The organism is Streptomyces fagopyri (assembly GCF_009498275.1).
Taxonomy (GTDB): Bacteria; Actinomycetota; Actinomycetes; order Streptomycetales; family Streptomycetaceae; genus Streptomyces; species Streptomyces fagopyri.
On sequence record NZ_CP045643.1, the window covers coordinates 8,044,185 to 8,071,039 of the forward strand.

The 26,855-nt window shown below is 69.6% G+C and carries 20 protein-coding genes and 1 pseudogene; 8 read left to right on the top strand and 13 right to left on the bottom strand.

Going from position 1 to position 26,855, the window contains the following annotated elements:
- Window positions 1-3: 3 nt before the first annotated feature.
- Window positions 4-870 carry an acyl-CoA thioesterase gene (locus tag GFH48_RS34900; RefSeq protein WP_153292058.1) on the bottom strand — a complete coding sequence of 289 codons (867 nt, stop codon included), beginning with the start codon at window positions 868-870 and terminating at the stop codon, window positions 4-6.
- 19 nt (window positions 871-889) lie between these two features.
- The gene (locus GFH48_RS34905; RefSeq protein WP_153292059.1) at window positions 890-3,403 is read right to left on the bottom strand and encodes a DEAD/DEAH box helicase; all 2,514 of its coding nucleotides are present in this window, start codon (window positions 3,401-3,403) and stop codon (window positions 890-892) included.
- Between the two features lie 145 nt (window positions 3,404-3,548).
- Between GFH48_RS34905 and GFH48_RS34910 the strand changes: the two genes are divergently transcribed.
- Window positions 3,549-4,343 (top strand): metal-dependent hydrolase, encoded by a 795-nt coding sequence (locus tag GFH48_RS34910; RefSeq protein ID WP_153292060.1) that lies wholly within the window; start codon window positions 3,549-3,551, stop codon window positions 4,341-4,343.
- Between the two features lie 164 nt (window positions 4,344-4,507).
- Here GFH48_RS34910 and GFH48_RS34915 read toward each other — a convergent pair whose 3' ends face one another.
- From GFH48_RS34915 to GFH48_RS34930, 4 genes are all read right to left on the bottom strand, one after another.
- Window positions 4,508-4,783, bottom strand: a complete 276-nt coding sequence (locus GFH48_RS34915) for a type B 50S ribosomal protein L31 (protein WP_153292061.1) — start codon at window positions 4,781-4,783, stop codon at window positions 4,508-4,510.
- 42 nt (window positions 4,784-4,825) lie between these two features.
- Complete coding sequence (locus GFH48_RS34920; RefSeq protein WP_153292062.1) at window positions 4,826-5,296, bottom strand: DUF5709 domain-containing protein; 471 nt, start codon at window positions 5,294-5,296, stop codon at window positions 4,826-4,828.
- A 333-nt stretch (window positions 5,297-5,629) separates the two neighbouring features.
- Window positions 5,630-7,411: an ABC transporter ATP-binding protein gene (locus GFH48_RS34925; RefSeq protein WP_153292063.1), complete on the bottom strand. Its 1,782-nt coding sequence runs from the start codon at window positions 7,409-7,411 to the stop codon at window positions 5,630-5,632.
- Window positions 7,408-9,270, bottom strand: coding sequence for an ABC transporter transmembrane domain-containing protein (locus GFH48_RS34930; RefSeq protein ID WP_153292064.1), 1,863 nt, complete (start codon window positions 9,268-9,270; stop codon window positions 7,408-7,410). The genes GFH48_RS34925 and GFH48_RS34930 overlap by 4 nt, the downstream gene beginning before the upstream one ends.
- A gap of 323 nt (window positions 9,271-9,593) precedes the next feature.
- Between GFH48_RS34930 and GFH48_RS34935 the strand changes: the two genes are divergently transcribed.
- On the top strand, window positions 9,594-10,340 hold the full coding sequence (locus GFH48_RS34935; protein ID WP_153292065.1) for a L,D-transpeptidase family protein: 747 nt from the start codon (window positions 9,594-9,596) through the stop codon (window positions 10,338-10,340).
- A gap of 317 nt (window positions 10,341-10,657) precedes the next feature.
- A pseudogene (locus tag GFH48_RS34940) lies at window positions 10,658-12,166 on the top strand (peptide-N4-asparagine amidase); the annotation flags it as partial.
- A 158-nt stretch (window positions 12,167-12,324) separates the two neighbouring features.
- Here GFH48_RS34940 and GFH48_RS34945 read toward each other — a convergent pair.
- Window positions 12,325-12,780: a MarR family winged helix-turn-helix transcriptional regulator gene (locus GFH48_RS34945; protein WP_153292066.1), complete on the bottom strand. Its 456-nt coding sequence runs from the start codon at window positions 12,778-12,780 to the stop codon at window positions 12,325-12,327.
- Window positions 12,781-12,894: 114 nt separating this feature from the next.
- On the opposite strand from GFH48_RS34945, the gene GFH48_RS34950 reads away from it, so the two are divergent.
- Window positions 12,895-14,694, top strand: a complete 1,800-nt coding sequence (locus GFH48_RS34950) for an ABC transporter ATP-binding protein (RefSeq protein WP_153292067.1) — start codon at window positions 12,895-12,897, stop codon at window positions 14,692-14,694.
- 43 nt (window positions 14,695-14,737) lie between these two features.
- Window positions 14,738-15,589 (top strand): endolytic transglycosylase MltG, encoded by an 852-nt coding sequence (gene mltG, locus GFH48_RS34955; protein WP_153292068.1) that lies wholly within the window; start codon window positions 14,738-14,740, stop codon window positions 15,587-15,589.
- 20 nt (window positions 15,590-15,609) lie between these two features.
- Here mltG and GFH48_RS34960 read toward each other — a convergent pair whose 3' ends face one another.
- From GFH48_RS34960 to GFH48_RS40205, 5 genes are all read right to left on the bottom strand, one after another.
- Window positions 15,610-16,698 (bottom strand): NAD(P)-binding domain-containing protein, encoded by a 1,089-nt coding sequence (locus tag GFH48_RS34960; RefSeq protein WP_153292069.1) that lies wholly within the window; start codon window positions 16,696-16,698, stop codon window positions 15,610-15,612.
- A 312-nt stretch (window positions 16,699-17,010) separates the two neighbouring features.
- Window positions 17,011-18,039 (bottom strand): ABC transporter substrate-binding protein, encoded by a 1,029-nt coding sequence (locus tag GFH48_RS34965; RefSeq protein WP_153292070.1) that lies wholly within the window; start codon window positions 18,037-18,039, stop codon window positions 17,011-17,013.
- Between the two features lie 109 nt (window positions 18,040-18,148).
- Window positions 18,149-19,024, bottom strand: coding sequence for an ABC transporter ATP-binding protein (locus GFH48_RS34970; RefSeq protein WP_228121104.1), 876 nt, complete (start codon window positions 19,022-19,024; stop codon window positions 18,149-18,151).
- Window positions 18,997-19,893, bottom strand: coding sequence for an ABC transporter permease (locus tag GFH48_RS34975; protein ID WP_153292071.1), 897 nt, complete (start codon window positions 19,891-19,893; stop codon window positions 18,997-18,999). The genes GFH48_RS34970 and GFH48_RS34975 overlap by 28 nt, the downstream gene beginning before the upstream one ends.
- Before the next feature lie 150 nt (window positions 19,894-20,043).
- Window positions 20,044-20,127, bottom strand: a complete 84-nt coding sequence (locus GFH48_RS40205) for a putative leader peptide (RefSeq protein ID WP_349817350.1) — start codon at window positions 20,125-20,127, stop codon at window positions 20,044-20,046.
- A 122-nt stretch (window positions 20,128-20,249) separates the two neighbouring features.
- On the opposite strand from GFH48_RS40205, the gene GFH48_RS34980 reads away from it, so the two are divergent.
- Entirely contained in the window at window positions 20,250-20,672 is a 423-nt protein-coding gene (locus GFH48_RS34980; RefSeq protein ID WP_153292072.1) for a secondary thiamine-phosphate synthase enzyme YjbQ, read from the top strand.
- A gap of 290 nt (window positions 20,673-20,962) precedes the next feature.
- On the opposite strand, the gene GFH48_RS34985 is transcribed toward GFH48_RS34980, so the two are convergent.
- Window positions 20,963-23,584, bottom strand: a complete 2,622-nt coding sequence (locus GFH48_RS34985; RefSeq protein ID WP_194280764.1) for a DEAD/DEAH box helicase — start codon at window positions 23,582-23,584, stop codon at window positions 20,963-20,965.
- A gap of 125 nt (window positions 23,585-23,709) precedes the next feature.
- Between GFH48_RS34985 and GFH48_RS34990 the strand changes: the two genes are divergently transcribed.
- Together GFH48_RS34990 and GFH48_RS34995 are read left to right on the top strand one after the other, a co-directional pair.
- Complete coding sequence (locus tag GFH48_RS34990; protein WP_228121106.1) at window positions 23,710-26,706, top strand: DEAD/DEAH box helicase; 2,997 nt, start codon at window positions 23,710-23,712, stop codon at window positions 26,704-26,706.
- The gene (locus GFH48_RS34995) at window positions 26,703-26,849 is read left to right on the top strand and encodes a hypothetical protein (RefSeq protein ID WP_153292073.1); all 147 of its coding nucleotides are present in this window, start codon (window positions 26,703-26,705) and stop codon (window positions 26,847-26,849) included. The genes GFH48_RS34990 and GFH48_RS34995 overlap by 4 nt, the downstream gene beginning before the upstream one ends.
- Window positions 26,850-26,855 lie beyond the last annotated feature (6 nt).

Below are 26,855 nucleotides of genomic sequence, written 5' to 3' on the forward strand. Positions count from 1 at the left end.
CATCTACAGCGCGCGGAACAGACCCTCCTGGACGACCGAGACGAGCAGGCGTCCCTTCTGGTCGTAGATGCGTCCTCGGGCAAGCCCCCGCCCGCCGGTTGCGATGGGCGACTCCTGGTCGTACAGGAACCACTCGTCCGCCCGGAACGGCCGGTGGAACCACATGGCGTGGTCGAGCGAGGCCATGTCGAAGCCGCGCGGACCCCACAACGGCTCCACCGGGATGCGGACGGCGTCCAGGAGGGTCATGTCACTCGCGTACGTGAGGGCGCACGTGTGGACGAGAGGGTCGTCGCCCAGCGGTCCCACGGCCCGCATCCACACCGCGCTGCGCGGCTCCGCGTCCTTGATCTCGTCCGGCGTCCAGCGCAGCCGGTCCACGTACCGGATGTCGAACGGCTGGCGGCGCGCCATGCGTTCCAACGCCTCCGGAAGTGTGCCCAGGTGCTTGGAGATCTCCTGCGGCAGCGTCGGCAGCGACTCGGGGTCGGGGACTTCGCGGGCCGGCGGCAGTTGGTGCTCGAACGTCCCCTCTTCGGACTTGTGAAAGGAAGCGGTCAGATTGAAGATCGTGCGCCCCTGCTGCACGGCGGTGACTCGCCGGGTCGTGAAAGAGCGCCCGTCCCGGACCCGTTCGACCTGGTACACGATCGGCACGCCCGGCCTGCCCGGACGCAGGAAGTACGCGTGCAGCGAGTGCACCGGCCGGTCGCCCTCCGTGGTGCGCCCGGCGGCGACCAGCGCCTGGCCCGCCACCTGGCCACCGAAGACACGCTGCAGCGACTCGTCCGGGCTGCGGCCACGGAAGATGTTGACCTCGATCTTCTCCAGGTCGAGCAGGTCGACGAGTCTCTCGGCTGGGTTCGTCATGCGGGGAATTCTCCTGTGCTCACAACTGGCCGACGTCGGTGACCTTGACCACGGCACGGCCCTCCGCGTCGGACGCCGTGAGGTCGACCTCCGCGCTGATGCCCCAGTCGTGGTCGCCGTTCGGGTCGGCGAAGGTCTGACGGACGCGCCACAGGCTGTTCTGCGGCTCCTCCACGATGGACAGCAGCTTCGGACCACGGGCGTCGGGACCGGTGCCGAGGTCCTCGTACTCGTCCCAGTACTTGTCCATCGCGTCGCCCCAGGCATCGGCGTCCCAGCCGGAGTCGGCGTCCATCGCGCCCAGTTCGCCGACGTTGTCGAGCGCGGCGAGTTCGACGCGGCGGAACATCGCGTTGCGGACGAGGACACGGAAGGCGCGGGCGTTCGCGGTGACCGGCTTGACCTGGTCGGCCTTCTCCTGGGCCTCCTCGGCCGTCATCTCCTCCGGGTTGGCGAGCTGCTCCCACTCGTCCAGCAGGCTGGAGTCGACCTGGCGCACCAACTCACCCAGCCAGGCGATCAGATCCTCCAGGTCCTCGGACTTGAGGTCGTCCGGGACGGTGTGTTCGAGGGCCTTGTAGGCGCTGGCCAGGTAGCGCAGGACAATGCCCTCGGTGCGCGCGAGCTCGTAGAAGGAGACGAACTCGGTGAAGGACATGGCGCGTTCGTACATGTCACGGATCACGGACTTCGGCGACAGCGGATGGTCGCCGACCCACGGGTGGCTCGTGCGGTAGGTGTTGTAGGCGTGGAAGAGCAACTCCTCCATCGGCTTCGGGTATGTCACGTCCTGGAGCCGCTCCATACGATCCTCGTACTCGACGCCGTCCGCCTTCATCGCGGCCACGGCCTCGCCCCGCGCCTTGTTCTGCTGGGCCGCGAGGATCTGCCGCGGATCGTCCAGCGTGGATTCCACGACGGACACCATGTCGAGCGCGTACGACGGGGACTCGGGGTCCAGGAGGTCGAACGCGGCGAGCGCGAACGTCGACAGCGGCTGGTTGAGCGCGAAGTCCTGCTGCAGGTCGACGGTGAGGCGCACGATGCGGCCCTCGGCGTCCGGCGTGTCCAGCTTCTCGACGATGCCGCCGTCGAGAAGCGAGCGGTAGATCGCGATCGCCCGCCGGATGTGCCGCAGCTGCTGCTTGCGCGGCTCGTGGTTGTCCTCCAGCAGATGACGCATCGCCTCGAAGGCGTTCCCGGGCCGCGCGATGACCGACAGAAGCATCGTGTGGGTCACCCGGAAGCGGGAGGTGAGCGGCTCGGGTTCGGAGGAGATGAGCTTTTCGAAGGTGTTGTCCGTCCACCCGACGAAGCCCTCGGGGGCCTTCTTGCGCACCACCTTGCGACGCTTCTTCGGGTCGTCGCCGGCCTTGGCGAGGGCCTTCTCGTTCTCGATCACGTGCTCGGGAGCCTGACCGACGACGTACCCCGCCGTGTCGAAGCCCGCCCGTCCTGCGCGCCCCGCGATCTGGTGGAACTCACGGGCGCGCAGCGTGCGTACGCGATTGCCGTCGTACTTCGTCAGCGCGGTGAACAGCACGGTGCGGATGGGGACGTTGACCCCTACGCCCAGGGTGTCCGTGCCGCAGATGACCTTCAGCAGGCCGGCCTGGGCCAGCTTCTCGACCAGCCTGCGGTACTTGGGGAGCATGCCGGCGTGATGGACACCGATACCGTGGCGCACGTACCGGGAGAGGTTCTGGCCGAACTTGGTGGTGAACCGGAAATTGCCGATCAGCTCGGCGATCTGGTCCTTCTCCTCCCGGGTGCACATGTTGATGCTCATCAGCGCCTGCGCCCGCTCCACGGCCTGCGCCTGGGTGAAGTGGACGATGTAGACCGGGGCCTGCTTGGTCGCGAGCAGTTCGGTGATCGTCTCCGTCAGCGGAGTCAGCACGTACTCGTAGGACAGGGGCACGGGCCGGGTCGCCGAGCGGACCACCGACGTGGGGCGGCCGGTGCGCCGAGTGAGGTCCTTCTCGAACATCGAGACGTCGCCGAGCGTTGCCGACATCAGGATGAACTGCGCCTGGGGCAGTTCCAGGATCGGGATCTGCCACGCCCAGCCGCGGTCGGCCTCCGCGTAGAAGTGGAACTCGTCCATCACGACCTGCCCGACATCGGCGTGCTTGCCGTCCCGCAGCGCGATGGACGCCAGCACCTCGGCGGTACAGCAGATGACGGGCGCGTCGGCGTTGACGGAGGCGTCGCCGGTCAGCATGCCCACGTTCTCGGTGCCGAAGATCTTGCACAGCTCGAAGAACTTCTCCGACACAAGCGCCTTGATCGGCGCCGTGTAGAAAGTGACCTCGTCCCGGGCGAGCGCGGCGAAGTGCGCACCCGCGGCGATCATGCTCTTCCCCGAGCCGGTGGGGGTCGAGACGATCACGTTGGCCCCGGAGACCACCTCGATCAGCGCCTCCTCCTGATGGGGGTAGAGCGTGAGACCACGTTCCCCGGCCCACGACTCGAAGGCTTCGTAGAGGGCGTCGGGATCTGCGGTCTGCGGCAGCTGATCGATAAGGGTCACGCCCCCATCTTGCCTGTCGACCCGGTCGATGGGGGAATCGGATGTCCGGCCGAAGATCACGAACGCTACGCTGTGGCGCCGGCGAAGCGTCACCGTACGCGGGCAACTGGACAGCGGTACAAGTGGAATGGGGCGGGGAACGGCCATGATGGGACCAGCACACTCACTGTCGGGGGCCGCGGCCTGGCTCGGCGTCGGGGCAGCCGCCGCCGCCACCGGTCACACCATGCCCTGGCCGGTCCTCCTCGTGGGGGCCCTGATCTGCGCGGGAGCCGCGCTCGCCCCCGACCTGGACCACAAGGCGGCGACCATTTCGCGGGCCTTCGGGCCGATCTCACGAGGGCTGTGCGAGATCGTCGACAAGCTCTCGTACGCCGTCTACAAATCGACACGCAAGGCGGGCGACCCGCGGCGCTCCGGTGGCCACCGCACGCTGACGCACACCTGGCTGTGGGCGGTGATGATCGGCGCGGGGTCCTCGGTGATGGCGATCACCGGCGGTCGCTGGGCGGTCCTGGCGATCCTCTTCGTGCACATGGTGCTCGCGATCGAGGGGCTGCTGTGGCGGGCCGCGCGCGGGTCCAGCAGCGACGTCCTGGTCTGGCTGCTGGCCGCGACCAGCGCGTGGATCCTCGCCGGGGTCCTGGACAAGCCGGGCAACGGCTCGGACTGGCTGTTCACCGCGCCTGGCCAGGAGTACCTGTGGCTGGGCCTGCCGATCGTCCTGGGCGCGCTGGTGCACGACATCGGGGACGCGCTGACGGTGTCCGGCTGTCCGATCCTGTGGCCGATCCCGCTCGGCCGCAAGCGCTGGTACCCGATCGGGCCGCCCAAGGTGATGCGTTTCCGGGCCGGCAGCTGGGTCGAGCTCAAAGTCCTGATGCCGGTGTTCATGCTGCTCGGCGGGGTGGGCTGCGCGGCGGCGCTCAACTTCATCTGACCGACCGGGGGAGCGCCGCGTCCGGCGACGACGGCGCTCCCGCGTCCGGTGGACGTGGTCCTCGAGGGTCCGGCCAACGGGGCGCACGCGCGCCCGGCGGGTGCGGTGCTCGCGCGTCCGGTCGACGGCGCTCGCGCCCGCCCGGCGGTGACGCGGTCAGGGGCTCACGCCGTGTCCTTCTCGTCGCCGCCCTGCCCGGAGGTCCCGTAGCGCTTCTCGAACTGCGCGATCCGGCCCTCGGAGTCCACTGTCCGGGCCTTGCCGGTGTAGAACGGGTGGCTTTCCGAGGAGATCTCGACATCGACGACCGGGTAGCTCTCGCCGTCGTCCCAGTCGATGGTCCGCTCGCTCGTCGCCGTGGACCGGGTGAGGAAGGCGAATCCGGCGGCGCGGTCACGGAAGACGACCGGGTGGTAGTCGGGCTGCTTGTCCTGCTGCATGGGTGCTCCTTGCGGGGGAAGGGCAGGCCGGGAAGGGCCCGGTCAGCCGGACAGGGTGTCCTCGTCCACGATGTGCATCGCGGCTTCCTCGGCCGAGGCGGCGGCGCCGTCGATGCCTACGTCGGTGGCGATCAGCCCGCTCTCCCCGTCCTCGTGGGCTCCTTCGGCAGGGGCGACGAGACGGCCGGAGCGGGCGGTGCCCACCTCGTTGTCCAGGGGTTCGCCGTCGCCGCCCTCGTAGTCGCCGATGCCGTCACCGTCGGGCTCCGCGATGTCAGGCACCTCTTCCGCGAGGCGCTGGTCCAGGGTCTCGCCGCGCATGCGCTCGGAGGCGGTCACCCCGGAGTGCTCCACCGCCCACGGCCGCTCCGGCGGGGACCAGCCACGGTCGAGCGGGTCGCCCACACCGTCGGATTCCAGGGTGTCCTCGACGTCGAGCAGCCCCGCGTCGTCCTGCACCTCGGATCCGTCGGGCTGGTAGACGTCGTCTCCCCATCCGTCGGCGCTCTCCACGGGTACCTCCAGGTGATGCGGGTGAGCCCGGTCCCACCACGCTCGTCGGCGGGCACGGTCACTGGACACCGGCCCCGCCCCGCGCGAACCGGGTGGTTCCCGGACGCTCCCCGAATCGGTGCCGACATCCAGCCTTCCACTCCGGTTCGGCACCGCGCAACGCCACAGGCTCCGACGCGGGACGGACCCGTCCACGGATCGAGGCCCGAGGCACCGCTGCGACGGCCCTGCCGGACCGGCGCCGGCCGCGCCGGCGGGTCGCGCTCGCGCGCACCCGACCGCCATGGGGGCACGGCCCGCTCCCCCGTGGCGCGGGGCTCGGTCACGATCACCTCATCCGTGCCAGGACCTCCACAGAGCCGCGTAGGCGCCGTCCGCGGCGACCAGGTCGTCGTGACTGCCCAGCTCACTGATCCGGCCGTTCTCCACGACGGCGATGACATCCGCGTCGTGGGCGGTGTGCAGCCGGTGGGCGATGGCGACGACGGTGCGACCGTCGAGGACGCGCGCCAGCGAGCGTTCCAGATGTCGGGCCGCGCGGGGGTCGAGGAGCGAGGTCGCCTCGTCCAGCACCAGTGTGTGCGGATCGGCGAGGACCAGCCGGGCCAGCGCGATCTGCTGGGCCTGCGCCGGGGTGAGCGCCAGCCCGCCCGAACCGACCTCGGTGTCCAGACCTTCGCCCAGGGCCCCTGCCCAGCCGTCGGCGTCGACCGCGCCCAGCGCCGCCCACAGTTCGGCGTCGGCGGCTCCCGTCCGGGCGAGCAGCAGGTTGTCGCGCAGGGAGCCCACGAAGACGTGGTGCTCCTGGTTGACCAGGGCCACGTGGGTACGGACCGCCTCCGCGGGCATCCGCGAGAGTTCGGCGCCGCCGAGCGTGATGTGGCCTTCCCTGGGGGCGTAGATCCCGGCGAGCAGCCTTCCCAGGGTGGACTTGCCCGCACCGGACGGGCCGACCAGTGCGAGCCGGGTGCCGGGCGGGACCTCCAGGGAGACCTTCCGCAGTACGTCCACGCCGGCGCGGTAGCCGAATCGCACCTCGTCCGCGTGCACGTCGCGCCCGTCCGGCATCACCTCCGGATCACCGGCGGCCGGTTCGATGTCCCGGACGCCGACCAGCCGCGCGAGCGAGACCTGGGCGACCTGCAGCTCGTCGTACCAGCGCAGGATCAGGCCCACCGGGTCGACCAGCATCTGGGCGATGAGCGCGCCCGTCGTCAGCTGTCCCACGTCGATCCAGCCCTGGAGGACGAAGGCCCCGCCGATCATGAGGACCGAGCACAGGACCGTGACGTGGGTGAGGTTGACGACGGGAAAGAGCACCGAGCGCAGCCACAGGGTGTAGCGCTCCCAGGCCGTCCACTCCTTGATGCGCCGCTCGGACAGGTCGATGCGGCGTCGGCCCAGCCGGTGCGCCTCGACGGTGCGTCCGGCGTCCACGGTCTCGGCGAGGGCGGCGGCGACGGCGGCGTATCCGGCTGCCTCCGAGCGGTAGGCGGACGGGGCACGCTTGAAGTACCAGCGGCAGCCGACGACCAGCAGCGGGACGGCGACCAGGACCGCGGGCGCGAGGGGCGGGGCGGTGACGGTCAGACCGCCGATCAGCAGCACGACCCACACCACGCCGATGGCCAGCTGGGGCACGGCTTCGCGCATCGCGTTGGCGAGGCGGTCGATGTCGGTGGTGATGCGGGACAGCAGATCGCCCGTGCCGGCCCGTTCCAGAACCCCGGGTGGCAGCCCGACCGAGCGGATGAGGAAGTCCTCGCGCAGGTCGGCGAGCATGCGTTCGCCGAGCATGGCGCCGCGCAGCCGGACCTCGCGTACGAACACGGACTGGATGACGAGTGCGGCGAGGAACAGCGCGGAGGTGCGTTCCAGGTGGAGGTCTCGCGCGTGCTCCGAGACCCGTTCGACGACCGCGCCCAGCAGGTAGGGCCCGGCCATCGAGGCCACCACGGCCACCGTGTTGACGGTGACGAGCAGCAGGAAGGCCCGGCGGTGCCGTTGGAAGAGTTCGGTGACGTAGGCGCGTACGGTCGCGGAGGCGCCGACGGGCAGGGTGTTCGCCGTCGTCGGGGCCGCCGGGTCGTACGCCGGTGGCGCCAGGCCGATCATGCGGTTTCCTCGATTTCTTCCAGTTCGTCGATCTTGCCGGTCCTGCCGTCGAGATCGTCGATCCTGTCGAGCCCGTCCGTCGTGTCGTACGTGCCGACCCCCTGCCGTCCGCCTTCGGCGGCGGCCTCCTCGTCCGTCTCACGGGTCACCACCGCCCGGTACCGCGGTTCGCGGAGCACCAGCTCGCGGTGGACTCCGACGGCCGCCACCTCGCCCTCGTGGACGAGGACGACCCGGTCCGCGTGGTCCAGGAGCAGGGGTGAGGAGGTGAAGACGACCGTCGTTCGCCCGGAGCGCAGGGCGCGGACACCGTCGGCGATCCGTGCCTCGGTGTGCGAGTCGACAGCCGAGGTCGGCTCGTCCAGGACCAGCACGCCGGGGTCGGTGACCAGCGACCGGGCCAGGGCCAGACGCTGGCGCTGGCCGCCCGAGAGGGAGCGTCCGCGTTCGGTGATGCGGGCGTCCATCGGATCCTCGGCGTCCAGCGAGCCCTGGGTCAGCGCGTCCAGGACGTCGCCGCACTGTGCGGCGGCCAGCGCCGCGGCCGCGCTCACGCCGCCCGAGGAGGGCACGTCGAGCAGCTCACGCAGCGAGCCCGACAGCAGTACCGGGTCCTTGTCCTGGACGAGGACGGCCGTGCGCGCGGAGTCGAGCGGCAGATCGTCGAGCGGGACGCCTCCCAGGAGCACCGAGGTGCCCTCCGCGGAGGGATGGCCGCCCAGCCGCTCGGCGAGCACGCCCGCCGCGTCCGGGTCACCGCAGACCACGGCGGTGAGTCGCCCCGCGGGGGCGAGGAGTCCGGTGACGGGGTCGTACAGATCGCCGCCGGGCACCTCGGCCGAGCGTGAGCCGCCGCTGTCCGTGGCCCGTTCGAGGGACAGGACCCGGGCGGCGCGCTTGGCGGACGGGCGCGAGAAGGAGTACGCCATGGCGATCTCCTCGAAGTGCCGCAGCGGGTAGGTGAGCAGCATGACCGTGCTGTACACGGTGACCAGTTCGCCGACCGTGATCCGGCCGTCGCGGGCCAGGTGCACGCCGTGCCAGATGACGGCGATCATGAGCAGGCCGGGCAGCAGCACCTGGACGGCCGAGATCAGCGACCACATCCTGGCACTGCGCACGGCTGCCCGGCGGACCTCCTGGGAGGCGCGGCGGTAGCGGTCGAGGAACAGTTCCTCACCGCCGATGCCGCGCAGTACGCGCAGGCCGGCGACGGTGTCCGAGGCCAGCTCGGTGGCGCGGCCAGCCTTCTCCCGCTGGAAGTCGGCGCGCCGGGTGGCGCGGGGCAGCAGAGGCAGTACGGCGAGCGCCAGGACGGGCACGCCCACGGCGACGATCACGCCCAGCGCCGGTTGGTAGACGACCAGGCCCACGCAGACGAGGACGACGGTCAGCGCGGCCGCCGCGAACCGCGACAGCGCCTCCACGAACCAGCCGATCTTCTCGACGTCGCCGGTGGAGACGGCGACGACCTCACCGGCCGCGACGCGCTGTGTCAGCGCCGAGCCGAGCTGGGCGGTCTTGTGGGCCAGCAACTGCTGGACGCGTGCGGCGGCGGTGATCCAGTTGGTGACGGCGGCGCGGTGCAGCATCGTCTCGCCGACCGCGATGCCGACGCCGCAGAGCGCCATCAGCCCACCGGTCAGAGCGAGCCGCGTGCCCGATCTGTCCACGACGGCCTGTACGGCCAGGCCCACACAGAACGGCAGCCCGGCGACGGCGGTGAAGTGCAGCAGTCCCCAGGCGAGGGCCTTGAACTGCCCGCCCAGCTGATTCCGGCCGAGCCACCGCAGGAATCGGGGGCCGGAGCGTGCGTCCGGCACACCCGGGTCTGGATAGGGAAGGTCTTGAATCTGCATGACGTCCCAGTGGCTCGTGTAAGGGGTGGGTTCGGGGATGAGGGGAAGCCGTAACGTTTCGGCGACCAGGCCGGTCGTGGAGGCCGACAGCAAACCGTGAAAGGTTCGCGGCAGGGCACAGTCCGAGGCAAGCGGTTTTTTCCGGCGGGACAAGGTTTCGGCCCGTCCGGAGCGTCCCCACCGTGGACTGGCCCCGGCCCGACGACGCCCCCGGTCACGCACGCGTTCCGGGCCGCCGGGTGCGGGTCCGCGAGGACGTCATGTGCCCAAGGGGGCGGAGGGAAGGGGCTGTTCGTCCGATAAGTGGTGCGACGATGGAGCGCATGCGAAAGAACGGTGCGATGCGTACGGGGCTCGCCGCGGCGGCCTGTGGAGTCCTCGCGATGGGCCTTTCGGCATGCGGAGGTCCTGGCGGAGGGGGCGGCGCGGGCGAGGGGCGGGCCGGGACGGGCGGGAAGGCCGAAGGGGCCCCCGGGGACGGCGCCGGTGTCACGCGGATCCCGGAGGTCGGCGACCGGTTGCGGTCGCGCATCCCGGCCGACTCGCGTCAGGTCGTGGCCGTCTACGGCGCGGGCAGGAACTCCGCGGACTCGACCGTCGTTCTCTACACGAAGTCCGGATCGGCCTGGGACGCACAGCGCATGGGGAAGGCGCACAACGGGGCGAAGGGCTGGACCACGGACCATCACGAGAACGACCGGCGCAGCCCCGTCGGGGTGTTCACCCTCACCGACGCGGGCGGCGTGCTCCACGACCCGGGTGCCCTCCTGCCGTACGACCGGTCACAGACGTACCAGGCCCCTCGCGGCTGGGCGAAGTCCCACTGGCACGACTTCGACTATGTCATCGCCATCAACTACAACCGCCGCCCAGGTACCCCGCCCGGCGACCCGAGCCGCCCCCAGGGTCAGTCGAAGGGCGGCGGTATCTGGCTGCACCTGGACCACGGCAGCGGTACGTCGGCGTGTGTGAGCCTGCCGAAGCCGGCCATGGAGCGTCTGCTGCGCACGCTCGACCCGCGTGAGCACCCTGTCGTCGTGATGGGGGACAGGTCGGATCTGCGGGCGTAGTCACCCCGGCCATCCTGGGCGCGCCGCGACCTGGCGGCCCCGAGGGCCCATTGCGGGGTGCCCCGACTCCCCGTAGAACACCGCACATGAGAAGACGAATGGTCATGTCCATGCTCGCCGGAGCGTTTCTCGCGGCGAGCATGTGTCTCGCGACGGGCCCGGTCTCGGCGGCTCCCTTACCGAGCGCCGCTCCCCACGCTCCGAGCGCCGCTTCCCATGCCCCGGTCACCGCTCCCCACGTCCCGGCCGCCGCATTTCGCACCCGCGCTGCCGCCCCGGACGCGCCCGTCACCACCTCCCGGGCCCCCGCCCCCGCCCCCGCGGAGTTCGGTACCGACTGGCACGACCCCCTGACGGCCGCCCCGGCGACATCCAGGCCCGCCGCCAAGTCCTGCGAAGTGACGCTCGCCGAGGCGCGGTTCAGTGACTTCACGCCGTACCGGGGGACGTACGTACCGCCGGACGGCTGCGGCGACCGCTGGAGCAAGGTCGTCCTGCGCCTCGACGGGAAGGTCGCGGGCCGCCAGTACGACCGGCTGGGATATCTGCACGTCGGTGGCGTGGAGATCCTCCGCACGTCCACGCCCGAACCGTCGCCCGACGGCATCGAGTGGTCCGTCGAGAAGGACGTGACGCGCTACAGCGACACCTTCCGGCGCGGTGGCGACGTCGAGATGCTCATCGGGAACGTCGTCGACGACACGTACACCGGGATCATCGACGTGAAGGTCACGCTGACCTTCTACGCGCAGGGGAGGGCCACGCGGCCGGCCGAGGTCCCCGACCGCGTCCTCACCCTCCAAGACGGCACCCTCACCACCCCGCGCAACAGCGAGCGCGTCGTCGCCGAGGTGTACGCGACCGGATCCGGGGGCGGCTGCGAGGAGTTCTGGTACCTGACGGTGCCCGATCCGGCCCCGTACTCCTGCAAGGCGGCGGGCGGTCCGTACCGCGAGGTGCAGATCAAGGTGGACGGCCGACTCGCCGGCATCGCCGAGCCGTTCCCGAACGTGTGGACCGGAGGCTGGTCGAACCCCTTCCTCTGGTACGTGATCCCGGGACCGCGCGCCTTCGACGTCAAACCGATCGAGTACGACCTCTCGCCCTTCGCAGGGCTTCTCGACGACGGGCGTCCGCACCGCGTCGACGTGTCCGTCGTGGGCGTTCCGGAGGGGCGGAGCGGATGGAGCGCCCCCGTCAACGTCCTCGTCTGGCAGGACGCGCGGCGCGCGCACGTGAGCGGCGCGCTCACCGGCGTCGAGATGGACGACCTCGCCAACACCTCCTCGTACACGCCCGGTTCGCCGGAGCGCCTCGACACGGCGGGCGGCCACCGGCTGACGGTGTCCGGCTATGTCGAGACCTCCCACGGGCGGGTGACGACCACCGTCCGTCGCGTGCTCGCGAACACCTCCGTGCACCGGTGGACCGACGGTGAGGACACGGACGGGCTGAAGGCCACCTGGAGCGACGACGAGACGGTCACGGTCGACGGGCGCGGGGCGCCCCGGGTGACGCGGACCCACCGGACGTACACGATGGACGGTACGACGACACTCGGCCCGGACGGCCGGCTGCGGACCGTCCTGCGGCTCGGTGACCGGGCGGCGGTGGACGACCTGCGCGGCGGGCTGCGGACCGCGTGGTCACGGCTCGACGACACTTATGCCGGCGACGCGACGTACACGACCGGCGTGCCGCGCGATCAGCGGCACGCGGTCGGGACGACGAGCGAGCGCTACACCCTGCGCGGATCCGGCGGTTGCCACGACCGACGCCTTCTCACCGAGCAGGGAGTGCTGACGGTGGATCACCGGTATTGCTGAAGTCTCCGGGGACCGCCGGAGCCGCTGGGACCTCCGGCTGCGGAGGGGGCGGCCCGGGGCGGCCCGACGTCCGCCGAAGAAGTCCGAGAGCGCCGTGCGCATCCCCTTCGGTGTCACGGAGCGGGTGCGCGCGGGGCCCGTCGGGTGCGCGGGGTTTGTCAGCAGTGCCGTTCCAGCCGGGGCATCCCGTCCACCAGGGTGTCCAGCAGTCCGCCCAGCACCTCGCGCTGCTCGTCCGACAGCGGAGCCAGGATCTCCTCCGCGGCCGACCGGCGCGCACCCCGCAACTCCTGAAGCGCCGCGCGTCCCTCGTCCGTGACCTCGATCCGGATCACCCGCCGATTGCTGGGATCGGGAACCCGTCGCACCTTCCCGCTCGCCTCCAGGCCGTCGACCAGCGTCGTCACCGCCCGCGGGACCACCTCCAGCCGCTCGGCGAGATCGGCCATGCGCGGCGGTGACCCGTAGTGCGCGAGCGTCCGCAGCAACCGGGACTGGGCCGGAGTGATGCCCAGCCCACGCTGCTCCAGATGCCGCTTCTGGATGCGGTGCACGCGGCGGGTCAGCCGCAGCAACTGCTCGGCGAGGAGGCCGTCGGCATCGGGGGTGGTCATACGGGAACAATATCAGGATGCGGTTCATTGTGAGTATAGGTAACAATGAGCTAAGCTCCGTGAGTCAGCGTTCATCCGTCTCTGTAACCATTCCCTCACCTTCCGTAGGAGCCCATGCGCCCCGAGCAATCCACCTGGACCCCGTCACCCGCCGAGAGCGAACAGCCGCGGCAGATGCGCCGCATCCTGAAGCTCTTCCGCCCCTATCGTGGCCGCCTCACGGTCGTCGGCCTGCTGGTCGGCGCCTCTTCCCTGGTCACGGTCGCGACACCCTTCCTGCTGAAGGAGACCCTGGACGTCGCCATCCCCCAGGGCCGTACCGGTCTGCTGAGCCTGCTCGCGCTCGGCATGATCCTCAGCGCGGTCGTGACCAGCATCTTCGGCGTGCTGCAGACCCTCATCTCCACGACGGTCGGCCAGCGGGTCATGCACGACCTGCGCACAGCCGTCTACGGTCGGCTGCAACGCATGTCGCTCGCCTTCTTCACCCGCACCCGCACCGGAGAGGTCCAGTCCCGCATCGCCAACGACATCGGCGGCATGCAGGCGACCGTGACCTCCACCGCGACCTCCTTGGTCTCCAACCTCACCAGCGTCGTCGCCACGATCATCGCGATGATCGCCCTCGACTGGCGGCTCACCGTCGTCTCACTGCTCCTGCTGCCGGTCTTCGTGTGGATCAGCCGCCGCGTGGGCAACGAACGCAAGAAGATCGCCACCGAGCGGCAGAAGCAGATGGCCGCGATGGCCGCGACCGTCACCGAGTCCCTCTCCGTCAGCGGCATCCTGCTCGGCCGCACGATGGGCCGCGGCGATTCGCTCACCCGGGCCTTCGAGGCCGAGTCGGACGGCCTGGTCGACCTCGAGGTGAAGTCGAACATGGCGGGGCGCTGGCGGATGTCCGTCATCGGCATCGTGATGGCCGCCATGCCCGCCGTCATCTACTGGGCCGCCGGCATGGCCGTCCAGTTCGGCGGCCCGTCCGTCTCGCTGGGTACGCTCGTTGCCTTCGTCTCGCTCCAACAGGGCCTGTTCCGCCCGACGGTGAGCCTGCTGTCCACCGGTGTCCAGATCCAGACCTCGCTCGCGCTCTTCCAGCGCATCTTCGAGTACCTGGACCTGTCCATCGACATCACCGAGCCGGAGAGCCCGGTCCACCTCGACCAGGTCAAGGGCGAGATCCGCTTCGAGGACGTCGAGTTCCGCTACGACGACAAGAGCGGTCCGATCCTCGACGGCATCGACATCACGGTGCCCGCCGGCGGCAGCCTCGCCGTCGTCGGGCCGACCGGTTCCGGTAAATCCACGCTCAGCTACCTGGTGCCCAGGCTGTACGACGTCACGGGCGGCCGCGTCACGCTCGACGGGATCGACGTGCGCGACCTGGACTTCGACTCCCTCGCGCGGGGAATCGGCGTCGTCTCCCAGGAGACGTACCTCTTCCACGCCTCGGTCGCGGACAACCTGCGCTTCGCCAGGCCGGACGCCACCGACGAGGAACTGCGGGCGGCGGCGCGGGCGGCGCAGATCCACGACCACATCGCGTCGCTGCCCGACGGATACGACACGGTGGTGGGTGAGCGCGGCCACCGCTTCTCCGGCGGGGAGAAACAGCGCCTGGCCATCGCGCGCACCATCCTGCGTGACCCGCCGGTGCTCATCCTCGACGAGGCGACCAGCGCCCTGGACACCCGCACGGAGCACGCGGTCCAGGAGGCGATCGACGCACTGTCGGCCAACCGGACCACGCTCACCATCGCGCACCGGCTGTCCACCATCCGGGGCGCGGACCAGATCGTGGTCCTGGATTCCGGCCACGCGGTCGAACGCGGCACGCACGAGGAGCTGTTGGCGCGAGGCGGGCGGTACGCGGCCCTCGTCCGCCGGGACGCCCAACTGGAGCCGACTAGATGACGATATGCCGGGTTTATGGCTATTAGCGGGTTACCGTGCCCGCATGCAGAAGAAGACTCCGCGACGGAGCATGATTCGACTGACGCGCCGGGGCCGGGTCGCCCTCGTCGCGACCGGAGCCGTCGTGGCGGTCACCGCCGTGGCGGTGCCGCTGCTGATCGTCGGAGGCGAGGAGGCGCCGCGCGCGTCCCTCGTGATCCCGGAGGGCTGGCGCTCGGGCCAGGTCTACCGGGCCGTCGACGAGGCGCTCGCCCTGCACCCGGGCGCCACCAAGAAGTCCCTGGCCAAGGCTCATCTGAAACTGCCCGACGTCGCGGCGGGCAACCCCGAGGGATACCTGTTCCCGGCGACGTACCCGGTCGACGCGGAGGCGACGCCGGAGTCACTGCTGCGCTTCATGGTCGACACGGCCTACAAGAGATTCCACAGAAGCCCGATCACCGCGGGAGCCCAGCGCAACGCGATGGACGTCTATCAGGTGGTCACCATCGCGAGCATCGTCCAGGCGGAGGCGGCCACCAAGGCCGACATGGGCAAGGTGGCCCGGGTGATCTTCAACCGGCTCCAGCAGGGCATGCCGCTGCAGATGGACTCCACGCTCAACTACGCGCTGAACCGGTCCACTCTGAACACGACCACGAACGACACGAAGCTCAAGAGCCCCTACAACTCCTACGAGCGCATGGGTCTGCCGCCCACACCCATCGCCAACCCCGGCGAGCAGGCGATGCGCGCCGCGATCAATCCGACCCCGGGCGACTGGCTGTACTTCGTCACCGTCAAGCCGGGCGACACCCGCTTCACGGCCAGTTACGAGGAGCATCAGAGAAACGTCGCAGAATTCAACCGGACCAACCGGACGAGCGGGTCGTCGGCCCCGACGTCGTCCGGCTGAACGGTGGCCGTGCGGGGGTGTCAGGCGCCGGCCGGCACTCCGGCCAGCAGCCGCCTGATGTCCCGTACCGCCGCGCGTCCGGCCCGGTTGGCGCCGACGGTGCTGGCGGACGGCCCGTAGCCGACCAGATGGATCCGTGGATCGGCCGCCGCACGGGTGCCCTCGACGCGGATACCGCCGCCGGGTTCGCGCAGCCGCAGTGGCGCGAGATGGTCGATGGCGGCGCGGAAGCCGGTCGCCCACAGGATGACGTCCGCGGCCACGCGGTGTCCGTCGGCCCACTCCACGCCGTCCGGAGTGATCCGGTCGAACATCGGTTTGCGGTCCAGGACACCGTCGGCGAGGGCCTGGCGGATCGCGTCGTTCAAGGGCAGCCCCGTGACCGAGACGACGCTCTTGGGCGGCAGCCCCTGCCGTACGCGTTCCTCGACGAGTGCGACGGCGGCCCGGCCGAAGTCCTCGGTGAACGGTCCCTCGCGGAAGACGGGCGGTGTCCGCGTCACCCAGGTGGTCGCGGCCGCGTAAGGGGCGATCTCCATCAGATGCTGGGTGCCGGACGCGCCGCCGCCCACGACGACCACCCGCTGCCCGGCGAACTCCTCGGGTCCGGGGTACTGCGCCGTGTGCAACTGCCGTCCGCGGAAGGTCTCCTGTCCCGGATAGCGCGGCCAGAACGGCCGGTCCCAGGTGCCCGTCGCGTTGATCAGCGCCCGCGCCGACCACATGCCGTCGGAGGTCTCGACGAGCAGTCGCCCCTCGGCGCCCTCCCGGACGGCCGTCACCTCGACGGGCCGCCGCACCCGCAGATCGAACATGCGCTCATAGGCTTCGAAGTACTCGGCGATGACCTCGGAGGACGGACGGGCCGGGTCCGCGCCCTCCAGCTCCATGCCGGGCAGCGAGTGCATTCCGTGCACCTTGCCGTAGGTCAGCGACGGCCACCGGAACTGCCAGGCGCCGCCGGGACGCGGCGCGTGGTCCAGCACGACGAAGTCGCGCTCCGGTTCGAAACCGGTGCGCCGCAGGTGATACGCGCTGGACAGTCCCGCCTGTCCGGCGCCTGTCACCACGACATCGACCGCGCGCGCCTGCGTCCCAGTGTTGTTCACGCTTCTACCAACTCGGCCGGGGCCGGAGATCTTCCCCCCGCCGGACCAGGTGTGATCCACCCGACGTGCCCCTCCAGCGGCCACCCGCGACCAGCTGCGGCGCACCACCCACGGCCGTCGTACGGGGCGACCGTACCCAGGACCGCGGCAGTGCTCCGGGGTCCGCGGCGGCGATCCCCGGGACCAGCCGGACGTTCAGGTCCGTGGTGAGCGGCGCGCGACGGGCGATGTGGGACGCCTACGCGTACCGGCCCACCCGGGTGCGGCCGTCGCCGCAGACCGGCGGGAACCTGGTGGGGACGGACGGTCCCGTCACGACTCCTTGTAGACGCGGGGAGCGGTGGTGGACGGCGGCAGGTCGCCGTTGAAACGGGAGTCGACGAACTCCGAGAAGTCGACCTTGCGCGGGATGAGCCCGAGGCCGGTGAAGGTGTCCGCGATCCGCTGCTCGGAGGCGATGAGCGGCTTGTCGACCGCGACCGCGACGCGGCTGGCGTTGGTCCGCTTCACCGAGGCGAGCGCCACCGCGTACGGTAGCCCGGTGTCCTTGGCCCACACCTTCGCCCACGCGGCCGGGTGGTCGTAGACCCAGTCCTGGGCGCGGCGCAGCCGCTCCAGGTAGTCCTTGACCGCCGCCGCCTTCCGGCTGTCCCTGAGCGCACCGGGCGCGGCCACCTGGAAGTTGAGCCCGTTGACCACCCCGTCGCCGTCCGTCAGGATCCGGCCCTGCCCCGCCTCCACCACCTGCGAGGTGTACGGGTCCCACACCGCCCACGCGTCCACCTTGCCGCTGGTGAACGCGGCCAACGCGTCGGCGGGCTGCAGGTACTTGACCTTCACGTCACTCAGCCTCAGACCGGCCTTCTTCAGCGAGGCGATCAGCTGATAGTGCGCGGACGACCCCTGCGCCACGGCTACGGACCTGCCCTTCAGCTCCTCGGGACGCTTCAGTGACGAGTTCTTCGGTACGAGGACGGCCTCGCCCCTCGACGTGCCGTGCCAGGCGGCCACCACCGAGATCTTCGAGTCGGCGCCGGCGGCGAAGACCGGCGGGGTGTTGCCGACGCCGCCGATGTCGACGGCCTTGGCGTTGACGGCCTCCAGGAGGGGCGGGCCGGAGGTGAACGTCGACCATTTGATCCGGTAGTCGAGGTCCTTGAGTTCCCCGGCGGCCCGCAGCACCGCCTCCGAACCGCCCTTCTGGTCGCCGACGTCGAGAGTGAGGGACCCCTTGCCGTCGGTTCCGGCACCCGCGGCGGTGCCGGCGACAGAGGTGCCGCCGCAGGCGGTGAGCAGCAGGGCGAGGGGGAGGAGAGCGGCGGGGACGAGGCGTCGTCGCATGACGGTTTCCGTTCGGTCGGTCCGGGTGTGGGGGTGAGCCTGGGCGCCGAGCGGTCGCCGGAGGCGGAGGGACGCTCGACGCGCAGGGGCGCTCGGGGACGGGGGACGCTCAGGACGTGCCGTCGACGCCCAGGCGCTCCAGGAGCCCGGCACGCAGCGTGGCGAAACGGGGGTCGGCGATGTCGCGCGGGCGGCTCAGTCCGACCCGGGTCTCGTACGCGATCGCGCCCTCGTCCATGACCAGCACACGGTCGGCGAGGAGCACGGCCTCCTCCACGTCGTGCGTCACCAGCAGGACCGCGCAGCCGCGCCGGCGCCACAGCTCGCCGACCAGTCGCCTCGCCGTGATCCGGGTGAGGGCGTCGAGCGCGCCGAACGGCTCGTCGAGCAGCAGCAGATCGGGCTCGCGGACCAACGCGCGGGCCAGCGAAGCGCGTTGGGCCTCACCGCCGGAGAGGGTGCTGGGCCAGGCGTCGGCGCGGTGGGTGAGGCCCACCTCCGCCAACGCCTCGTCGGCGAGGCGGCGTTCAGGTCTGCCGGGCAGTCCGAGCAGGACGTTGCGCCACACCTTCTTCCACGGCATCAGCCGCGGCGCCTGGAACGCGACGGCCTTGCGGCGCGGGACGAGGACGGAGCCCTCGATGTCGCGGTCGAGCCCGGCGAGGATGCGCAGCAACGTGGACTTGCCGCAGCCGCTGCGACCGAGCAGTGCCACGAACTCGCCGGGCCGGACGTCGAGATGGAGATCGTCGATGACGGCGCGGCCGTCGAAGACGCGGGTCAGCCCCTGGACGCGTACGGCGGGAAGCGCTGCCGGTGCCTCCACCTGTACCTCCACCTGGACCTCCACCCGCGCCCCCACCTGTGTGCCCGGCCGTGCCTGTGGCCGTGTCCGTTCCGGCGTCGGCGTCTGTGTCCGCGCGGGGACGCGTGCCGCCGCCGCGGCCTTCTCGGCGGTCATCTGCCGGTGAATGTCGGTCGCCATTGCAGCAGCAGCCTTTCGAGGAAGCGGACGACGGAGTCGGCGAGCAGGCCGAGGAAGGCGTAGACGATCAGACAGACCACGATCACGTCGGTTCGCAGGAAGTCGCGGGCCTGCACCATGAGGAAGCCGATCCCGGCGTCCGCGTTGATCTGTTCGGCGAAGACCAGCGCGAGCCAGGCGACGCCGAGGGAGTAGCGAAGCCCGGTCATGGCCCCGGGCAGTGCTCCCGGCAGCACGACGTGCCGGACCAGCCCCCAGCGGGAGAGCCCGAGCGACTCCCCGGCCTCGATCAGCTGGGAGTCGACGCCTCGGATACCGGCGTACACGTTCAGATAGAGCGGGAAGGAGACGCCCATCGTGATGACGGCGATCTTCGGGGCCTCGCCGATCCCGAACCAGATGATGAACAGCGGGATCAGTCCGACGAAGGGCACCGTCCGCAGCATCTGCACACTCGCGTCCACCAGGTCCTCGCCGACGCGGAAGAGCCCCGACACGAGGGCGAGCCCGGTGCCGACGACCGTTCCCAACAGGAGCCCGACGGCGACACGTTGCAGGGAGACGCCCATCGCGTTCGGCAGCGAACCGTCCGTGATCAGACCGGCCCCGACCCGCGCGATGGTGCCGGGCGGGGCGAGAACGGCGGAGGCCAGTACGCCTGTTTCGCTGAGGAGTTGCCAGAGTGCGAGGAGCAGGAGGGGGCCGCAGGCGCGGCGCAGCCGGCGGGGGACGCGGGAACGGCGTGCGGACCTCGGGACGATGGGGACGGGTTCGGGTGACGGCTGGGGCCGCACGACGTGCTCGGCGGCCACCGATGTTCCGGGAACACCGGACTCGGAGGGGCCGGGCGGGGCATGGCTGACGGTCATGGATGCTCCATGGGAGGAGATCGGCCGAAGAGGGGTACGCCGCGGCTCCGCCGCGTCAGGAACCGGGTGCGGGTTCGTGACGTGCGGGTGGAGCGGAGCGCGGACGCGCCGGGAGTGGAGAACGCCGTACGGGCGAGGGGTGAAAGGGCGTCAGCAGCCGCGGCGACACGCGGCGGAGGCCACCCGCAGCAGGTCGATGTGACCGCGCGTGGTGAGCAGGGCTGAACGCAACATGCCGCAGAAAGTAGTCAGGCCGCCGGCGCCCGGTCAATGGTGTCTCGCGGAATGGACGCCCTGTACCGGGGGCCGGACGGCCGGTCGTAGGCACAGCCCGGTACCCGGGTGAGAATCGGGCCATGTCCGATGCCTTCACCACCCGAGTCCTGAACATCACCACCGGTTCCGCGGAGACGGTCTTCGACCTCACGCGCGACTGCGAGGCCTTCCTGCGGGAGACGGCGGCGGGGCGTGACGGCCTGCTGAACGTCTTCGTTCCGCACGCCACGGCCGGGATCGCGATCATCGAGACCGGCGCGGGCAGCGACGACGACCTCCTCGCAGCCCTGCACTCCCTGCTTCCCTCCGACGACCGCTGGCAGCACCGCCACGGCAGCCCCGGTCACGGCCGCGACCACGTACTCCCGGCCTTCGTCCCCCCGCACGCGACGCTGCCGGTGCTCGGCGGCCGACTGGAACTGGGGACCTGGCAGTCGGTGTGCCTGGTCGACACCAATAGCGACAACCCTCGTCGGCAGGTTCGATTGTCGTTCCTCACATGACGAGGATGCCGACTGTAGGTCCGAAGTCAGGCCGCGCCGAACGTCGGTGACCGGCGTCTTCGGGCGATTCGCCGAGGGCGAGGGCCGCCGACAGGATACGCAGTCACCTCGTGGCAGCTCCGGCAGCACTGGTCGGTGCTGCCGGGCAGAGGGCTTTGCCGCTCCGCGCCAGAGGTGGGATCAGTTCAGTCCTACCGGAATTCCAGTCGATGGGAGGTGGTGATCCGCTCGGCGTATGCGGGAAGTGTGTACGGCCGGCCGACGGTGGTCGGCTCGGTGTCTCGCGTGCGTCATCCGCCCGTGAGCAGGCGCTCGCGCTCGGCCGCCACGATCTCCCGTGCCAGTTCAGCGTCCGTGATGTCAAACGCTTCCGGGGCGCTGTCGGCGGTCTCGGAGACGCGGGCAAACTCCGCGAAGAGTTGGTTCTTGCGCGCCAGGATGTCAATGATGCGCTGGTCGACGCCCTCTTCGGAGAGCAGGCGGTGAACTTGTACCGACTCCAGCTGTCCCATCCGGTGGGAGCGGCCGATGGCTTGCCATTCGGTCGTCGGCTTCAGCTGGGGCTCGCAGATCACGACAACCGATGCCGACTGAATGTTCAGACCGACGCCGCCCGCCACGATCTGCGCGATGAGGACTGCCCCGTGACGGGCTTGGGAGAACTCATCGACCATGCTCTGTCGCTTCGCGGCGGGAACGGAGCCGGTGAGAGGCCCGAACACCTTCCCCGGAAGGATCGCCGCCACCTCATCGAGGACGTCACGGAAGTACGAGAAGACCAGCACCTTGCGCTCGTTGTCCTCTGCCTCCTGGACAATGTCGATGAGGCGCCGCATCTTCTCGGACTTGGCTCCGGCGCGTAGCGCGGCCTGGCGCATGGCCATGAAGTTGCCCTCGACGACAGCCGCTCGGTAGTGCTTCTCGTCGGCGCTGGACATCGGCATCCACTCATCGACTTCGAACCGCTCGGGGAGCTCGGTGAGGACGTCTTCCTGATTGCGCCGCAGATAGGCCGGTGCCACCTGCTTCCGGAACTGGCGAGGAGCGATTTCGGAGGCGTTGATCGACAGGTCTGGCCGGAGGTAGCCGACGAGATTACGGAATTCCTCGATCCGATTCTCCAGCGGGGTGCCGGTCAGTAGGACCGCTCGTTCCGAGCGCCCGATCAGGACCCTGGAGCGCCGGGTTCGCTGGGCGTCCGGGTTCTTGATGTAGTGCGCTTCGTCGAGCACCAGGCACGCGAGTCCGGTGCGTTCGGGGATCCCGCCTTCCAGCCAACCGAGGGTGTCGTAGGTGGTGACCGCGACTCCACCGTTGCGGATCCAGGACTTCAGCGCGTCGTCCCGACTCGGCCCGTGCAGGCGATACGCGTGCAGATCGGACTTGGCCCGGACTTCGCGTACCCAGTTGGTCACTACAGCGGCTGGGCACACGACCAGAAAGTGAGAGGAGCCCTTGGCGCGCAAGTGGGTGAGTACGGCGAGTGATTCGACCGTCTTTCCCAGACCCATCTCGTCGCCGATGATCACCTTCCGTTGCACGATCGCGAAGCGGGCACCGAATGATTGGTACCCGCGCAGGGACGCCTTCAGATGGCTGGTGTCGAGCCTGAGTTCCCTGATCGCCTCGACGATTTCGGTCGGCAGGTCGCCCTGACTCTTCTCGGCGTCGTCAGCCAGAAATCCGAGCTCCGCGAGCATCGCGTAGTAGTCGGCCGGGCGGGCGATGAAATCCTCCCAGGGATCACCGCCTGCGGCGCCGTCCCCATCGTCGAGCACCGCCCCGCGGCGCTCGACGGCGGCCAGCGCGGTACGCAACTCGACGACGGTTCGGGCCTGGGGGACGAGAACCACGTGGGAGGTCTTGGGATCAAGGCTTTGGAGGAGCGGTCGAACAGCGTCGGCGGCAGCGAGGTCGGCCGTCGCGCCACGGATCGAGCGTGCCGCGTCCCAAGCCCGCATCGCCTTGAGGAGCTTCGTGGCGGTGTGGGATCGGTTCTTGATGTCGATCCGGACCGGCATTTCATCCAGTGTGGTCTGCCAGATGGTTCGCGCGGCTCCGACCATCCGGTTGCCCGTCGTCTCACCGACGCCGGGGAGCGATCGAATCCGTGATCTCTGGTCGAGGACCTGCTGTACGTTCCTGATTCCGGCATCGATCAGTGCAGTGATGCGCAGTTGGCCGCTGGTTGCGTCCTTGAGCCGCTCGACGGGCATTTCGGCGACCAGTTTGCGAGCCTCGGCCTGTCGGACTGCCTGGCCGGCGGCGTTGACTGCTGTTCTGAACTCGTTCTCGCGTTGCAGGGCTCGGTCGATCGCGCTGATCGCGGTCTTGGCGGCGTCCAGTTCATGCCGCCCGACGAGTTCGGCTCGGCCGCCGAGGCGGTGGGCGAATCCGACCGTGTCATCGAGAAGGGCCGAGACCCCGATCGCGGGGACAGTCTTCCTGTCCCGGGCCGCCAGGCTTTCCAACTCGGTGACGAGTTGCGTGCTTGCAGGCCGCTCGTGCAGGGATATCAGGTAGGCCGCAGCTTGCTCTGCCTCGCCCTTGCGGCTTTTGCCCGAGAATATGCGACGGGCACCGAACAGCGCCCGGACGGCCGTCAGCGCCTGGGCGACGTCATTGGTCAACTGGCGGATGCCCTGTTGGGCATTCGCCGTGAGCGCGGGAAGAGCGTGGCGGCGGGCCAGAGAGGTCACCAGGTCGACATCGGACGGCGAGACCTGCAGTACGCGCCATGTCGTGGTGGCCCCGGTCCCGAGGGAAGCCACTCGGCCGAGGAACTGCTTGGCGGCGACTTCCGCCGCTGCCTCGACGGGCTCACGATCCTCGGCGATCCGTGTCGCGAGCTTGCGCCACCCGCTTACTTCCTCCACCACACCACGCAGGTGCTGACGTTCTTCTCGCTCCATTGCCCCCGCCGACTCGCACGACCTCTGGGAAGATTAGCAACCCCGGTTGACGAAGTCGACGGGACCACGAAACCGCCGGAACGTCCGAGTAGCGTTCGCAGGCTGCCAACCAGGAGGTTCTGTACGTGCTGCTCGAGGAGCTCAAGCCGGGTCTGCGGATCGACGGACTCATGCCGGCGGAGGCCGTCACGGTCATCGCCGCCCAGTGGCACGGTGCGAACGCACTCGAACTGACCTACAAGACCGCCGCGGGCGGCCTCGACCAGCGGGTCGTCTTCCGAAGGGACGAGGACGAACTGAGCGTCGCCCACGGCGGCAGTCGCGCCTTCGACGCGAACGCAGGCGACTTCAAGCTTGTCGCCGAGGCTCAGCGGATCTCACTGGCCGGCCTGTTCGACCCGATGCTCGCCGTGGCGACCAGCGACGTTCAGCCGCTCCCGCACCAGATTCGCGCCGTGTACGGCGAGCTCATGCCCCGTACACCGCTACGTTTCCTGCTCGCCGACGATCCGGGCGCAGGAAAGACGATCATGGCCGGCCTCTACATCAAGGAGCTCCTGCTGCGCGATGACGTCAAGCAGTGCCTCATCGTGGCTCCGGGGGGCCTGGTCGATCAGTGGCAGGATGAGCTCTTCTTCAAGTTCGGCCTCCGTTTCGACCTGCTCACGAACCAGCTCATCGACTCCCAGCTCAATCTCAACGTCTTCGAGACCCACCCGCTTCTGATCGCGCGTATGGACCAGCTCTCTCGTAACGAGCACCTGAAAGCGCAGCTTCGGGAGACGGAGTGGGATCTGATCGTCGTCGACGAGGCACACCGCATGGGTGGCCACTACTTCGGTGGCAAGATGGAGAAGACCAAACGGTTCCAGCTCGGCGAGATGCTCGGCGAGATCACTCGCCACCTGCTCCTGATGACAGCGACCCCGCACTCGGGGAAGGAAGAGGACTTTCAGCTCTTCCTCACTCTGCTGGACCGAGACCGGTTCGAGGGCAGGCAGAAGAGGAGCGCCGACGTCAGCGGGATCATGCGCCGCATGATCAAGGAAGACCTCCTCACCTTCGAGGGCAGGAAACTCTTCCCCGAGCGCATGGCGGAGACCGTCCCCTACGAACTCACAGCACTTGAGTACGACCTCTACGAGGACGTCACCCACTATGTCCGTGAGGGGATGAACCGGGCTGACCGCATCGGTGGCAAACGCAGGAACACTGTCGGTTTCGCGCTGACGGTTCTGCAGCGACGCCTGGCCTCCAGCCCCGAGGCGATCTACAAGAGCCTCGTGCGGCGTACCGAGCGTCTGGAGCGCAGGAAGCAGGAGATTCTCGACGGTACCTGTCGCGAGATCCTGCCCGTCATCGACCTAGCCGACTTCGACAATGGCGACCTCAATGCCGAAGAGATCGAGGAGGCCGAGGAGGAACTGCTCGATGCCGCGACGGCGGCACAGACGGTCGAGGAACTCAACTTCGAGCTCATCGAGTTGCGGGCGTTGGTGAAGATGGCGCAGCGGGTCCGAGAGGCCGGTACGGACCGCAAGTGGACCGAGCTTTCCGTCCTCCTCCGAGACCACGCGCTGGTGACAGACGCCAATGGCCGGCCTCGGAAACTCATCATCTTCACTGAGCACCGCGACACTCTCCGCTATCTGCAGGGCAAGATCGTGTCGCTTCTGGGTGAGCCCGATGCCGTCAAAGCCATACATGGCGGCGTACGCCGGGTCGAACGGCGGCAGATCACCGAGGAGTTCACCAAGAACCACGACGTTCGGATCCTGCTGGCGACCGACGCCGCCGGCGAGGGACTCAACCTGCAGGCCGCACACCTGATGGTCAACTACGACCTGCCTTGGAACCCCAACCGCATCGAGCAGCGCTTCGGCCGCATCCACCGGATCGGCCAGGAGGAGGTCTGCCGGCTTTGGAACCTCGTCGCCTCCAACACCCGCGAGGGCGAGGTTTTCACACGCCTGCTGGAGAAGCTCGACCAGATGCGCGAGACGTACGGCGGAAAGGTTTTCGACGTCCTGGGGGAGGCGTTCGCCGAGACCCCGCTGCGAGACTTGCTGCTCGACGCCATCCAGTACGGTGAGCGGCCGGATGTCAAGGACAGGATGTACGAGGTCATCGACAGCACCGTCGGAGACGGCCTCAGGGGCCTCCTCGACGAGCGTGCGCTCGCGTCGGAGCACCTCTCGGATGCCGATCTTCGCGCCCTGCGCTCCGCGATGGACGAAGCCGGCGCCCGACGCCTTCAGCCGCACTACATCGAATCGTCGTTCAAGGACGCCTTCACCCGGCTCGGTGGCCGGATCGTCAAGCGTGAACAGGGGCGTTACGAGATAGCCAACGTGCCTCAGCACATCCGCTCAGCAGGCAACGGACCGATTGCCACCAAGTACGACCGCGTCACCTTCGACCTCGACCATGTCCAGCCTGACGACCGCGCCCGCGCCGACCTGCTGGCCCCCGGCCACCCACTGCACGACGCAGTCATGGACGAGACCATCCGGAACTTCGGCAGCGTCCTCAACCAGGGCACCGTCCTTGTCTCGGCCAGGCTCGAAGAACCGCACCTCCTCGTCGGGGTTGTGGAAGAGGTCGCGGACGCCACCGGTGAGTCGGTCGCCCGACGGTTCGCCTACGCCTACGTCGACAGCCACGGCACCGTTCACCCGGCCGGCCCTGCGCCCTATCTCGACTGCGCCGCGGCGCCCGACGGCGCGGTGATCGACGTCGCACGCGGACTTCCCTGGCTCGCAGACGCCGAGGACAAGGCAACCAGCTGGATCATCGCCAACCAGCTTCCCGAATACCTGGCCGAGGTCCAGCCCCGTCGCCTGGCAGAGTTGATCAAGACCCGTGAACTTGTCACCAAGCGCCTGACCTCGGAGTGTGAGCGGCTGCTCCTCGAAGCTGCGACAGCCTCGGAGAAGGAACGGATGGGCGAGAAGCCCAAGGAGTCCTCCGAGGGCCTCCGACGCAAGGCTGCCGAGCTCGACGTACGGCTTCGGAATCGTCTCGCACTGCTCGACCAGCAGCAGCTGATGTCGACGAAGCCGCCGCAGATCCTCACCGCGGCGCTCGTACTGAGCGTTTCCGATCTACCCACTTGCGGATGAAGAGCGCTTCGCGCGACCACGGGGAAGGCGTGAAGCGCGGCGGCATCGGGTTCGCGCTGATCCGCGACAGGTCGAGCACACGTCGGCGCCCGTTCGGCGATGGCGCGCTCGGCAGGGGGCGGAGCCTGGCCGGGGCGGAGTGAGTCGAG